The sequence below is a fragment of the Fulverythrobacter ferritrahens genome, from assembly GCF_020539485.1.
Lineage (GTDB): Bacteria > Pseudomonadota > Alphaproteobacteria > Sphingomonadales > Sphingomonadaceae > Andeanibacterium > Andeanibacterium ferritrahens.
Window position 1 is genome coordinate 393499 of sequence record NZ_JACDXU010000001.1, and the last position, 11988, is coordinate 405486.

15 protein-coding genes are annotated in these 11988 nt (G+C 63.0%); 11 read left to right on the forward strand and 4 right to left on the reverse strand.

Annotated elements, in window-relative coordinates:
- Positions 1-16: 16 nt before the first annotated feature.
- Genes acpS through pyrE form a run of 3 tightly spaced genes read right to left on the reverse strand, consistent with a single transcriptional unit; the run spans position 17 to position 1757 of the window.
- Positions 17-418: a holo-ACP synthase gene (acpS, locus tag H0274_RS01880; RefSeq protein ID WP_226792645.1), complete on the reverse strand. Its 402-nt coding sequence runs from the start codon at positions 416-418 to the stop codon at positions 17-19.
- Positions 415-1161: a pyridoxine 5'-phosphate synthase gene (locus tag H0274_RS01885; protein WP_226792646.1), complete on the reverse strand. Its 747-nt coding sequence runs from the start codon at positions 1159-1161 to the stop codon at positions 415-417. The genes acpS and H0274_RS01885 overlap by 4 nt, the downstream gene beginning before the upstream one ends.
- A 14-nt stretch (positions 1162-1175) precedes the next feature.
- Positions 1176-1757, reverse strand: coding sequence for an orotate phosphoribosyltransferase (gene pyrE / locus H0274_RS01890; RefSeq protein ID WP_226792647.1), 582 nt, complete (start codon positions 1755-1757; stop codon positions 1176-1178).
- Between the two features lie 196 nt (positions 1758-1953).
- On the opposite strand from pyrE, the gene coxB reads away from it, so the two are divergent.
- From coxB to H0274_RS01930, 8 genes are all read left to right on the forward strand, one after another.
- Positions 1954-2973: a cytochrome c oxidase subunit II gene (gene coxB / locus H0274_RS01895; RefSeq protein ID WP_226792648.1), complete on the forward strand. Its 1020-nt coding sequence runs from the start codon at positions 1954-1956 to the stop codon at positions 2971-2973.
- Between the two features lie 39 nt (positions 2974-3012).
- Positions 3013-4695, forward strand: coding sequence for a cytochrome c oxidase subunit I (gene ctaD / locus H0274_RS01900; RefSeq protein WP_226792649.1), 1683 nt, complete (start codon positions 3013-3015; stop codon positions 4693-4695).
- A 147-nt stretch (positions 4696-4842) separates the two neighbouring features.
- Complete coding sequence (locus tag H0274_RS01905) at positions 4843-5760, forward strand: heme o synthase (RefSeq protein WP_226792650.1); 918 nt, start codon at positions 4843-4845, stop codon at positions 5758-5760.
- On the forward strand, positions 5760-5897 hold the full coding sequence (locus H0274_RS01910; RefSeq protein WP_226794473.1) for a hypothetical protein: 138 nt from the start codon (positions 5760-5762) through the stop codon (positions 5895-5897). The genes H0274_RS01905 and H0274_RS01910 overlap by 1 nt, the downstream gene beginning before the upstream one ends.
- Before the next feature lie 2 nt (positions 5898-5899).
- Positions 5900-6460 (forward strand): cytochrome c oxidase assembly protein, encoded by a 561-nt coding sequence (locus tag H0274_RS01915; protein ID WP_226794417.1) that lies wholly within the window; start codon positions 5900-5902, stop codon positions 6458-6460.
- A gap of 87 nt (positions 6461-6547) precedes the next feature.
- Positions 6548-7369: a cytochrome c oxidase subunit 3 gene (locus H0274_RS01920; RefSeq protein WP_226792651.1), complete on the forward strand. Its 822-nt coding sequence runs from the start codon at positions 6548-6550 to the stop codon at positions 7367-7369.
- Positions 7370-7380: 11 nt separating this feature from the next.
- Positions 7381-7803: a DUF983 domain-containing protein gene (locus H0274_RS01925; protein WP_226792652.1), complete on the forward strand. Its 423-nt coding sequence runs from the start codon at positions 7381-7383 to the stop codon at positions 7801-7803.
- A complete protein-coding gene (locus H0274_RS01930; protein WP_226792653.1) occupies positions 7800-8384 on the forward strand; it encodes an SURF1 family cytochrome oxidase biogenesis protein in 585 nt (194 codons plus the stop codon). The genes H0274_RS01925 and H0274_RS01930 overlap by 4 nt, the downstream gene beginning before the upstream one ends.
- Before the next feature lie 69 nt (positions 8385-8453).
- Here H0274_RS01930 and H0274_RS01935 read toward each other — a convergent pair whose 3' ends face one another.
- Positions 8454-8936 (reverse strand): SRPBCC family protein, encoded by a 483-nt coding sequence (locus tag H0274_RS01935; RefSeq protein WP_226792654.1) that lies wholly within the window; start codon positions 8934-8936, stop codon positions 8454-8456.
- 49 nt (positions 8937-8985) lie between these two features.
- Here H0274_RS01935 and H0274_RS01940 point away from each other — a divergent pair, with 49 nt between their 5' ends.
- From H0274_RS01940 to H0274_RS01950, 3 genes are all read left to right on the forward strand, one after another.
- On the forward strand, positions 8986-9330 hold the full coding sequence (locus tag H0274_RS01940) for an ArsR/SmtB family transcription factor (protein WP_226792655.1): 345 nt from the start codon (positions 8986-8988) through the stop codon (positions 9328-9330).
- Between the two features lie 331 nt (positions 9331-9661).
- Positions 9662-11062, forward strand: coding sequence for a threonine synthase (gene thrC, locus H0274_RS01945; protein WP_226792656.1), 1401 nt, complete (start codon positions 9662-9664; stop codon positions 11060-11062).
- Positions 11062-11952: a class I SAM-dependent methyltransferase gene (locus H0274_RS01950; protein ID WP_226792657.1), complete on the forward strand. Its 891-nt coding sequence runs from the start codon at positions 11062-11064 to the stop codon at positions 11950-11952. Before thrC ends, H0274_RS01950 begins: the two co-directional genes overlap by 1 nt.
- Positions 11953-11988: the final 36 nt, after the last annotated feature.

The window sequence follows — 11988 nt, forward strand, 5'->3', positions numbered from 1 at the left end:
TTGTTGTCCTCTGAATTCACAGCTTGCGCGCCTCTATCACGACGAATGCCTGGGCCCATGGATGGTCATCCGTGAGCGTCAAATGAACGATTGCGGAATGCCCTTCGGGCGTCATTTCCTGCAGTCGGGCGAGGGCGCCTCCCTGCAGGGCCAGCGTCGGCGCGCCCGATGGGGCGTTCACCACACCGATGTCCTTCATGAACACGCCCTGCTTGAAGCCGGTTCCCACTGCCTTGGAGAATGCCTCCTTGGCGGCAAAACGCTTGGCATAGGTGCCGGCGCGGGTGTGGGGCCGGCGGGCGGCCTTGGCGCGCTCCACATCGGTAAAGATCCGGGCCTCGAATCGCTCACCCCAGCGTTCGAGCGAATTGGCGATCCGCTCGACATTGCACAGGTCCGAACCGAGGCCGATGATCATCCGCGCGCCTCGTCCATCATCTCGCGCATGCGGCGCACGGCGGGACCAAGTCCGGTGAAGATCGCTTCGCCCACCAGATAATGGCCGATATTCAGCTCGGCGAGCTGGGGAATCGCCGCGATCGGCTGGACGTTCTCATAGGTCAGACCGTGGCCCGCATGGGGCTCGATCCCGTTCTTTGCCGCCAGCGCCGCCATATCGGCAATTCGCTTCAGCTCCACTGCGCGCTGCTCGCCCATGGCATGGGCATATTCACCCGTATGGAGTTCCACGATGGTGGCATTCAGGCGCAGCGCGGCCTCGATCTGCTCGGCCTTTGCCTCGATGAAGAGGCTGACGCGAATCCCTGCATCCAGCAGTTTGCCGACGATAGGCGCGAGCTGGTTGTGCAGCCCGGCGGCATCCAGCCCCCCCTCGGTCGTGCGTTCTTCCCGCTTTTCGGGGACGATGCAGGCGGCATGGGGCTTGTGGCGCAGCGCGATGGCCAGCATTTCTTCGGTTGCCGCCATTTCGAGGTTGAGCGGCAGCTCGGTCGCGGCCTGAATGCGGGCGAGATCGGCATCACGAATATGGCGCCGGTCTTCGCGGAGGTGGGCGGTAATGCCGTCTCCCCCCACCGCCGCCACGATTTCGGCCGCGCGCACGGGATCGGGATGATCCCCGCCGCGCGCATTACGGATGGTCGCGACATGATCGATATTGACGCCGAGGCGCAGGCGGGTGGGGGAGAGAGTTGCGCTCACGAATCCGTTTTCCGTTATTCCTTGCGGCTGCCGGGCTTCGTCACCGGCCGGGCTGCCAGTTCGGGGGGGACCTCGTCTTCCGCGTAAGTCGGGAAAGAAAGCTCCACCAACGGGTAGAAAGGCACGCCCAGATCGACCGAGCCGCCCGAACGATCGACCAGCGCTGCAGCGGCGATTACCATTCCGCCTTCGTCGCGGATCGTGTCCATCGCTTCGCGGCTGGACAGGCCGGTAGTGACGACATCTTCCACCATCAGTACCTTCTCGCCCGACTTCAGGCCAAAGCCCCGACGAAACTCGAACGTGCCGGTGGGCCGTTCGACGAACATCGCCTCCACGCCCAGTGCGCGGCCCATCTCATGCCCGATGATCACGCCGCCCATGGCGGGGGCGACCACCTTGTCGATCTGCTGGCGCAGGTCGCGGGGCAGTTTGGCAGCAAGGGCTGCGGCCAGGCGCGATGCCCGCATCGGGTCCATCAATACGCGCGCGCACTGCAGATAATGTGCGCTGTGGCGGCCGGAAGAAAGCTTGAAATGTCCCTCAAGCAGCGCCTCGCTGGCGCGGAACTCGGCGAGGACCTCGTCGTCAGTCATTATGCTTCTCTATATGCCCTGTTTGTACGATGTGGCTGCCCCGATATGCGCCAATGCACGGGGCTGTCGAAAATTATCCCTAGAAGCGCTTGAGGCGGGGGGCAAGCACGCGTATAGGCCCCGGCAAAACCGGCCCCATTCGGGGCGCCCATGGGCGTGCTTGCCCCCAAGATAACGAGCGGAAAGCGTCAGACAGATGAACTTCGGCGAGACCCTTCGTACCACGGTTACTTCCCTGAAGGCCCTCTCGCTGGGCCTTGTCGGCGCGGTGCCCCTGGCCCTGCTGCCCAAGGCGGCATTTGCTCAGGAAGCTGCCGCACCTGCCGCTGAGGCGACTCCGGCTGCTGAAGCTGCCGCTGCTGCTCCGGCCTATGTTCCCCTCGGCCCGGACATGATCAAGGGCCAGCCCGAACCCGGCGCAATCTGGCTGCAGAAGCAGTATTCGCCGATCGGCCACGATGCCAGCTGGATGCATGACGTTGTGCTGACCCCGGTGATCATCGGGATCGTGGTGCTGGTCCTCGCGCTGCTGTTGTTCGTGATGATCCGCTTCAACCGCCGCGCGAATCCCGTGCCGTCGAAGACGAGCCACAACACGCTGCTCGAAGTTCTCTGGACGGGCGTTCCCATCCTGATCCTCGTGCTGATCGCGGTTCCCTCGCTCAACCTGCTGGCGGAACAGTATAAGAGCGCGCCCAAGGATGCGCTGACGGTGAAGGTCACCGGCTACCAGTGGTACTGGGGCTATACCTATCCCGACAATGGCGGCTTCGAGGTGATCTCGAACATGATGCCGGAAGAAGAAGCCAAGGCGAAGGGCTTCCCCTCGCATCTCGAGGTCGATCATCGCATGGTCGTTCCCGTGGGCGTTCCGATCCGCATCCAGACCACTGCGGCTGACGTGATTCACTCCTTCGCGGTCCCCTCTCTCTGGTTCAAGCTTGACGCCGTGCCGGGCCGCCTGAACGAAAAGGTTCTGCAGATCGACGAGCCGGGCATCTATTATGGCCAGTGCTCCGAACTGTGCGGCGTGCGTCACGGCTACATGCCGATCGCCGTCGAAGCGGTCTCGCAGGAAAAGTTCGAGCAGTGGATTCAGTCGCAGGGCGGTGAAATGCCGGGCAAGGCGGCTGCGGCTCCGGCTGCGCCTGCTGCCGCGGCAACTCCCGCAGCTGCGCCGGCTCCTGCCGAAATCGCTACGCCGGGCGCTGCCTGAGCCGTTTGAAGATTAGATCAGAAGGTCGAAAGTAAAGCCATGGCAACCATAGCCGATACCTTCCAGGCTCACTCGGAAGAGCATCACCACGACGCCGACCACAAGCCGGGCTTCTTCGCCCGGTGGTTCATGTCCACCAACCACAAGGACATCGGCACGCTCTACCTGATCTTCGCGATCTTCGCGGGGATCGTCGGCGGCGCAATCTCGGGCGTCATGCGCGAGGAACTGCGCGAGCCCGGCATTCAGGTGCTCGGCAAGGTCGCCATGCTGCTCAATGGCGGCGCGGTCGATTTCGACCAGCAGCTCCACCTGTGGAACGTGCTGATTACCGCGCACGGTCTGATCATGGTGTTCTTCCTGGTCATGCCCGCGGTTATCGGCGGCTTCGGCAACTGGTTCGTCCCGATCATGATCGGCGCGCCGGACATGGCCTTCCCGCGCATGAACAATATCTCGTTCTGGCTGACGGTGATGGGCTTCTGCTCGCTGATGATTTCGCCCTTCATGTCGGGCGGCACGGGTAATGGCGCGGGCGTGGGCTGGACGGTCTATGCGCCGCTTTCCACCACCGGCTCGCAAGGGCCCGCGATGGACTTCGCGATCTTCGCGCTGCACCTTGCCGGTGCGTCCTCGATCATGGGCGCGATCAACTTCATCACCACCATCTTCAACATGCGCGCGCCGGGCATGACCCTGCACAAGATGCCGCTTTTCGTGTGGTCGGTGCTGGTCACTGCCTTCCTGCTGCTGCTGGCGCTGCCGGTGCTCGCCGCCGCGATCACCATGCTGCTGACCGACCGCAACTTCGGCACGACCTTCTTTGACGCTGCCGGCGGCGGTGATCCGATCCTGTATCAGCACCTGTTCTGGTTCTTCGGTCACCCCGAAGTGTACATCATGATCCTTCCGGCCTTCGGCATCATCAGCCAGATCATCTCCACTTTCAGCCGCAAGCCCGTATTCGGTTATCTCGGCATGGCCTATGCCATGGTCGCGATCGGCGTCGTCGGCTTCATCGTGTGGGCGCACCACATGTATACGGTCGGCCTCGACGTGAACACGAAGATGTACTTCACGGCTGCCACCATGGTCATCGCGGTGCCCACGGGCATCAAGATCTTCAGCTGGATCGCCACGATGTGGGGCGGCTCGCTGGAGTTCAAGAGCCCGATGGTCTGGGCGATCGGCTTCATCTTCCTGTTCACCGTGGGCGGCGTGACCGGCGTGGTCCTGGCCAATGGCGGCATCGACGACGTGGTGCATGACACCTATTACGTGGTCGGCCACTTCCACTACGTGCTGTCGCTGGGTGCGGTTACCGCGCTGTTCGCCGGTTTCTATTACTGGTTCCCGAAGATGAGCGGGAAGATGCACAGCGAATTGCTGGCGCATATCCAGTTCTGGATCTTCTTCGTCGGCGTGAACATGATCTTCTTCCCGATGCACTTCCTCGGGCTGCAGGGCATGCCGCGTCGCTATCCGGACTACACCGCAGCCTATCAGTATTGGAACGAGATCGCGACCTACGGCTATTACATCATGGCCCTGTCGCTGGTGGTGTTCTTCATCAACATCATCTACGCTTTCGTTGCCGGCAAGAAGGCCGCTGACAATTACTGGGGCGAAGGTGCGACCACGCTCGAATGGACGCTGTCGAGCCCTCCGCCGTTCCACCAGTTTGAAACCCTGCCGGTGATCAAGGATGAAGGTCACCACTGATAGGGAGCCCGCCCGCCGGGCCGATTGACGGTAAATCGGGTGGGGCGCGCCGTAATGGTGCGCCCCTCCTTGTTGGAGGGGCCCGGTGCGGATATGGCGCCCCGATATGGCCGCGAACAGAAATGCAATTGCCGCGTTGAAAGAGTGATGACGACCACAACCGCCACCCAGCTGCCGGCCGACTGGCGCGACTTCTTCGCGCTGACCAAGCCGCGTGTCATGAGCCTGGTGGTGTTTACCGGGCTGTGCGGCATGATCGCGGCGCCGGGCCATATCCATCCGGTATTGGGCTTCACTGCGATCCTGTGCATTGCAATGGGGGCGGGCGGCGCTGCCGCGCTCAACCAGTGGTGGGAAGCCGATCTCGACGCCGGAATGAAGCGCACCGCCGGGCGGCCTTTGCCACAGGGGCGGATGGACCGCACGTCCGCGCGCGATTTCGGCGTGGGCCTGTCCGCCGCGTCGGTATTGCTGATGGGGCTGGCTATCGGCTGGCTGGCCGGGGTGATCCTGGCGGTTTCGATTTTCTATTATTCGGTGGTCTACACCATCTGGCTCAAGCCGCGAACGCCGCAGAACATCGTCATCGGCGGCGGGGCCGGGGCCTTCCCGCCGCTGATCGGCTGGGTTGCGGTGACGGGCGATATCACTTTGATGCCGGTGCTGCTGTTCGCGATCATCTTCTTCTGGACTCCGCCACATTTCTGGGCGCTCGCACTGTTCGTGAAGTCGGATTACGCGAAGGTTGGCATTCCGATGATGCCGGTCGTTGCGGGGGAAGCCTCCACTCGAAAGCAGATCCTGGCATATAGTGTGCTGTTGTTGCCGCTTTCCGCCAGCCCCTGGTTCATTGGGGGAACCGGTGCGGTTTACGGAATTGCCGCGCTGGCGCTTTCGGCGCTGTTCCTCGCATTGTCCGTGCCGGTGGCGTTCCGCCGCAAGGCGGGGGACGAGGATTCCATGAAGCCGGAAAAGCGGCTTTTCGCTTATTCCGTTTTCTATCTTTTCGCGCTGTTCGCCGCTCTGGTTGCGGACCGGCTGCTTTCGGTGCAGGGAATTATCTGATGAACATGACCCCCGAGGAACAGGCCGAATTCACTCGTCGCCGCAAGGGCCGCAACTTCGTTGTTGCCGGCTTGCTGCTGGCCTTCGTAGTGCTGTTCTTCTTCATCACCATCGTCCGCATCGGAGGTGCGCAGTGACAATGCCACTGCCCGAAAAAGCACGACGCAATAACCGCAAGGTAGGGCTGATGGCCCTGTCGCTGGCGGTAGCGATGCTGGGGCTCGGTTATGCATCCGTGCCGCTCTATCGCATTTTCTGCCAGGTGACCGGATTTGGCGGCACGCCGCAGATCGCGAGCGAGGCGAAAGCGGCGGCAGTCAATGTGACGGGCGAGACGATCTCGGTTCGCTTCGACAGCAATATCGCGCCTGACATGCCGTGGCAATTCAAGCCCGAGCAGGTTACCGAAACTGCGCAGCTGGGCGAACGCAAGATCGCCTTCTACATTGCGCGCAACAATTCGGACAAGCCGGTGACGGGGCAGGCCAGCTACAATGTGGAGCCTGAACAGGCTGCGCCCTATTTCAACAAGATCCAGTGTTTCTGCTTCACCAAGCAGACCCTGCAGCCGGGCGAGGAAGTCCGGATGCCGGTGACCTATTACGTCGATCCCGCGATCCTCAAGGACGAGAACGCGAAGGGCGTAGAACAGATCACTCTGAGCTATACATTCCACAACCTTCACGAGTCTGGTTCCTAAGCTCTGGACCACAGACGATCAGCAGATTATGGGGCGCTCACAAGGCTCTGACAGGGGCGCCACGCAAGACCAACCAGGAAGCAATCCATGGCCGGCACGAAGAACCACGATTACCACATCCTTCCCCCCGATATCTGGCCGCTGGCCGGCTCGGTTTCGGCATTCGTCTTCACCACGGGCATGGTGATGTACATGCATGAGATGGCTGCTGGCCATCTGGTGCTGGGGCTGGGACTCGCCGGGCTGATCGCCACCTTCTTCAGCTGGTTCTCGAACATCATCAAGGAAGGCCGCGAAGGCTTCCACACGCCGGTGGTGCAGCTGCACATGCGCTACGGCATGATCCTGTTCATCGCTTCGGAAGTGATGTTCTTCGTCGGCTGGTTCTGGAGCTGGTTCGATTTCGCGCTGTTCCCCAACGCGCTGACCGATGTGGTAGGCGGCCAGTTCCCGCCCAAGGCGATCGAGGCCGTGATGGACCCGTTCGCCCTGCCGCTGCTCAATACGCTGATCCTGCTGTGCTCGGGCACCACGCTCACCTGGGCGCACCATGCGCTGATCCATGGTGACCGCGCTTCGGTGAAGAAGGGCCTGTGGCTTACGGTCATTCTGGGCGTGCTGTTCAGCTGCATCCAGGCCTATGAATATGCTCATGCGCCCTTCGCCTTCGGCGGCAACACCTACAGCTCGGCCTTCTACATGGCGACCGGCTTTCACGGCTTCCACGTGCTTGTCGGCACGATCTTCCTGATCGTCTGCCTGGTGCGCACCTATAAGGGCGATTTCACTCCCAAGGAGCATTTCGGCTTCGAAGCGGCCGCCTGGTACTGGCACTTCGTTGACGTGGTGTGGCTGTTCCTCTTCGCGGTCGTCTATATCTGGGGCGGCTGGGGCGCGCCGATCCACTGATCGGCCCTGCGGTGAACCAACCCAAAGCAAACAAGGAAGGGCAGCCCGCCGCCGTGCAGGCTGCCCTTCTTGGTCTCTGCCCCCGGTGCGGAGCGAAATGCCTGTTCGAAGGGCTGGCGCGCTTCGCGCCGTGCTGCAAACAATGCGGCCTCGATTTCGCGCAGTTCAATGTCGGGGATGGGCCCGCGGCCTTCCTCACCCTGATCATCGGCGCATTGGTGGTGATCCTGGCGCTGTGGCTGGAATTTTCGGTCCATCCGCCTCTCTGGGTCCATGCACTGATCTGGATGCCCATTATTGCCGGATCGACAATCTGGGGCCTGAGGGTCAGCAAGGCATGGCTGTTGCAGGCCGAATACTGGCGCAAGGCGAAGGAAGTAACCGGCGGCGATGTAGGTGGCGAGACTGAGGCTGACGAGGCCGGCAGGCCGTGACCCGGCGCATCCCGATTTTTGCGACCATCATCGTCCTTCTCGCAGTCGCCACAATGGTGGGGCTGGGTGTCTGGCAGTTGCAACGCGCAAGCTGGAAGCAAGCCTTGCTGGAGCAATATCGCCAGTCGCTCACCCTGTCCTCGCTCGCCCAATGGCCGAACGAAAAGGCAGCGGTGGAGGGCGTACTCTATCGCCACACGGCGATCCGCTGCGACAAGGTTCTCTCGCTCGATGCCGTGGCGGGGCATAATCAGGCTGGTGAAACAGGCTGGGCCCAGGTCGCCCGCTGCGCCATTCCAGGGGCGGGGGAAGCCGATGTGGTGCTGGGCTGGGCTGCAGGTCCGCAGGAAAGGCCCCAATGGGCCGGGGGCGAAGTGCAGGGCATTATCGGGCCCGGTCGCAATGGCGAAGCGCGCCTTATCGCGTCCCCACCGCTGGCAGGGCTACAGGCCAATGCCGAGCCCGATCCGGCCGATATTCCCAATAACCACATGGCCTATGCCTGGCAGTGGTTCTTCTTCGCGGCGACCGCGCTGGTGATCTACGCGATTGCGTTGCGCAGGCGCCTGAAGGGCAAATAGGCCCTCTCCTTTCTCAAACGGGCGTGCCAGTGTGGTCGCCCGGCGAGGCCGGAGAGGGGTAGGGCCCGATCACTTATACATCCCCTCCCGCAAATTGATCCCGTGCTCGATCCACGCCTTGAGGGAGCAGAGCATCTGGGTCCAGCCGTGGCAATTGCCGTAAGAACCGCGCAGGCCGCCCGGCGTTTCGCGCCAGCCTTCCTCGGCCACTTCCACCAGTGTGCGCCCATCTTCCAGCGGGCGGAATTCCATGGTGACGGTGGTTTCATATTCGGCCCGGCCATCGACGGCGGCCTCGCCATCCTCGGGCGTGGCCTCATTCGCGGCCCAGCGCAGCACGATGCGCTTGTCGGGCACAACTTCCACCACATGAACGGGAAAGGCGCCGGGGAAATCGTGGAAATCCCATGTCACGGTGGCGCCCGTTTCCAGTCGGCCTTTGGCGCCTCCCGTGGTGAAATATCTCGATAATCTCGCCGGGTCCGCCACGGCTTCGAACACATCGTGCACTGGCCGGGCAATCCGCGCCGACACTCTGAATTTCAGTTCCATATCGACATCCTCTCTTGAGTCGCGGCCAATTATGTTATAAAAATATAACATGTCAATCGATGCCAATATGGACGCGGTCTTCAAGGCGCTGGGCAACGCCACCCGGCGCGCGATCTGCGATGAACTGAAATTGCGCCCGCTCACCACCAGCCAGCTATGCGCCAGCTTCCCGGCGCTGGATCGCTGCACGGTGATGCTGCACCTCAAGGTGCTGGAAAAGGCGGGGCTGGTCGTGCCGGTGCGCAAGGGGCGCGAACGGTTCAACCATCTGGATGCCATGCCCATCCAGCGGATTCATGAACGCTGGATCGGGCCTCACGCCGCAGGTGCGGCTGCGGGGTTGCTGGCGCTGAAGGATGCGCTGGAAGGGGAGGGCGTGCGGGAAGAGGTGTGAAGGTCGGCTCGCTGAAAGGTTGGGGCCCGCGTTTTCCTACATGCCCGCCACTGTGCCATGGCAGGCCACGGCAATTTGCAGCGGCTGAGGTGGAGTGGCGGCGGTGCGATCACGCTAGGTGGTACGGGAAGAACGAAAGGTCACAGCCCTTTTTTCAAAAGCCCGCACAGCTGTCTGGCCTGTAACGAAAATTCCGGGAAAGGTCACAGAGTTTCGCAGGCTGTTTCGCGTAACCTTCGCCTGCCGGGATGCGCCTCAACTCGCTGGATGAACGCGCCATTCAGCCCATCCGGGGTTTCCTTTGCCGGGCGGTGGGATTAAGGCGCGCGCCATGCTTTACGTCTCCACTCGCGGCAGCGCGCCGGCGCTCGATTTCGAAGGTGTCACTCTGGCCGGGCTGGCCTCGGATGGCGGGCTTTATGTCCCCGCCGAATGGCCGCGCTTCACCGAGGCGGAAATCGCGGCGATGGCCGGGCTTCCTTATGCCGAACTGGCAGTGAAGGTGATGCAGCCTTTCGTGGCGGGCAGCCTGACGGATGAGGAACTGCTGGGCCTGTGCCGCAGCGCCTATGGCACCTTCGCCCATGACGCGGTGACGCCGCTCAAGCAGTTTGACGAACAGCACTGGCTGCTGGAACTGTTCCACGGCCCCACGCTGGCCTTCAAGGACGTGGCGCTGCAATTGCTGGGCCGCCTGTTCGAGACCTTCCTGTCCCGCCGGGAAGACCGGCTGACCATCGTCGGCGCGACTTCAGGCGATACCGGCTCTGCCGCGATCGACGCGGTGGCGAACCGCAAGAACATCGACATCTTCATGCTCCATCCGCGCGGCCGGGTGAGCGACGTGCAGCGGCGCCAGATGACTACGGTGCTGGCGCCCAATGTCTATAACATCGCCATCGAAGGCAGCTTCGACGATGCGCAGGCCATGGTGAAGCGCATGTTCGGAGATACTTCCATGACCAGCCGCTTCAACATCGCGGCGGTGAACTCGATCAACTGGGCGCGCCTGATGGCGCAGGTGGTCTATTACTTCGCCTGCGGGGTGCAGCTTGGCGCGCCTTACCGCAAGGTGGCCTTCTCCGTGCCGACCGGCAATTTCGGGGACGTGTTCGCGGGTTATGTCGCGGCCAAGATGGGCCTGCCGATCGAGCGGCTGATCGTGGCGACCAATGTGAACGACATTCTCCACCGCGCGCTGTCGGAAGGCGATTATTCGGCCGGGACGGTAACACCCACCGCCGCGCCTTCGATGGACATACAGGTCAGCTCCAATTTCGAACGCCTGCTGTTCGATTGCGGCGGGCGCGACGGCTTGGCGCTTGCCGAGCAGATGCGCGGCTTCGAGGCGAGCAAGGCCATGCGTCTCACCAATGCGCAGCGCGAAGGGGCGTCCGCCCTGTTCACCAGCGCCCGCGCCGATGGGGACGAGACCCTGGCCGCCATGCGCTGGGCCGCGGACCATTGCGCCGAGATCATCGATCCGCACACCGCCATCGGCCTGCACGCCGCGCGTAATGCCGGGGTGGACAAGTCCGTGCCGGTGGTGACGCTGGCAACCGCGCACCCGGCCAAGTTCCCCGATGCGGTGGAGCAGGCAACGGGCGTGCGTCCGGGCCTGCCCGCCCGTGTGGGCGACCTGTTCGAGCGCGAAGAACGCTACGTCCAGCTGCCGGGCGAATATGATGCCATCGCCGCCTATGTGGCGGAGCATGCGACTCCGAACGCCTGATGGCTGAACTGGCACTCGATCCCCTGATCCTGGCGGGCGAGGGCTGGGCCGATTACGGGCTGGTCGATAGCGGCCATGGCCGCAAGCTCGAACGCTACGGCCCGTTCCGTTTCATCCGGCCGGAGCCGCAGGCCATGTGGACTCCACGCCTTGCGGATTGGGATGCGGATGGCGAATTCGTGCCCGGCTCCGATGAGGATGGCGGCGGGCGCTGGCAGTTTTTCCGCGAAGTGCCGCGAGATGGCTGGCCTCTGGAATGGGAAGACGTGCGCTTCACCGCGCAATGCACGCCCTTCCGCCATCTCGGCTTCTTCCCGGACATGGCGCCGGTGTGGCACTGGATGCGCGGGCAGCTGGACGGCAAGGCAGAGGCGCAGACCCTCAACCTGTTCGGCTATACCGGTGTGGGCACGCTGGCGCTGAGCAAGTGTGGCCCTGTCACGCATGTGGACGCCAGCAAGAAATCGGTCGCGGCGGCGCGGGAAAATTCGCTTCTCGCCGGAATGCAGGATCGCCCGGTGCGCTGGCTGGTGGATGATGCCGCCAAGTTCGCTGCCCGTGAAGTGCGGCGCGGAAGGCGCTATGACGGGATCATTCTCGACCCGCCCAAATTCGGGCGCGGGCCGGGCGGGGAAACGTGGCGGATCGAGGATAATCTCGCCCCGCTGATCGCGGATTGTCGCAGCCTGCTGGACGAAGACAGCCGCTTCCTGTTCCTCACCGCCTATGCCGTGCGCATGTCGAGCCTGTCGCTCGCCGGGCTGCTGATGGAGCATTTCACAGGCCTGCCGGGCCGGATCGAACATGGCGACCTGGCCGTGCGGGAAGACGGGCCGGATGGGCGCCTGCTGCCCACGGCAATCTTCGCGCGCTGGACTCGCGCCGGGTGAAGTGCAAAGGGCGCGCAAAATCGTAAGCAGGACGCC

Excerpts from the sequence above, each read along its gene's own strand:
- H0274_RS01910 (WP_226794473.1), top strand. The coding sequence starts at position 5,760 with ATGAACATGACCCCCGAGGAACAGGCCGAATTCACTCGTCGCCGCAAG.
- H0274_RS01935 (WP_226792654.1), bottom strand. The coding sequence starts at position 8,936 with ATGGAACTGAAATTCAGAGTGTCGGCGCGGATTGCCCGGCCAGTGCAC.
- H0274_RS01915 (WP_226794417.1), top strand. The coding sequence starts at position 5,900 with ATGCCACTGCCCGAAAAAGCACGACGCAATAACCGCAAGGTAGGGCTG.
- ctaD (WP_226792649.1), top strand. The coding sequence starts at position 3,013 with ATGGCAACCATAGCCGATACCTTCCAGGCTCACTCGGAAGAGCATCAC.
- H0274_RS01950 (WP_226792657.1), top strand. The coding sequence starts at position 11,062 with ATGGCTGAACTGGCACTCGATCCCCTGATCCTGGCGGGCGAGGGCTGG.
- pyrE (WP_226792647.1), bottom strand. The coding sequence starts at position 1,757 with ATGACTGACGACGAGGTCCTCGCCGAGTTCCGCGCCAGCGAGGCGCTG.
- H0274_RS01905 (WP_226792650.1), top strand. The coding sequence starts at position 4,843 with ATGACGACCACAACCGCCACCCAGCTGCCGGCCGACTGGCGCGACTTC.
- thrC (WP_226792656.1), top strand. The coding sequence starts at position 9,662 with ATGCTTTACGTCTCCACTCGCGGCAGCGCGCCGGCGCTCGATTTCGAA.
- acpS (WP_226792645.1), bottom strand. The coding sequence starts at position 418 with ATGATCATCGGCCTCGGTTCGGACCTGTGCAATGTCGAGCGGATCGCC.
- coxB (WP_226792648.1), top strand. The coding sequence starts at position 1,954 with ATGAACTTCGGCGAGACCCTTCGTACCACGGTTACTTCCCTGAAGGCC.
- H0274_RS01920 (WP_226792651.1), top strand. The coding sequence starts at position 6,548 with ATGGCCGGCACGAAGAACCACGATTACCACATCCTTCCCCCCGATATC.
- H0274_RS01940 (WP_226792655.1), top strand. The coding sequence starts at position 8,986 with ATGTCAATCGATGCCAATATGGACGCGGTCTTCAAGGCGCTGGGCAAC.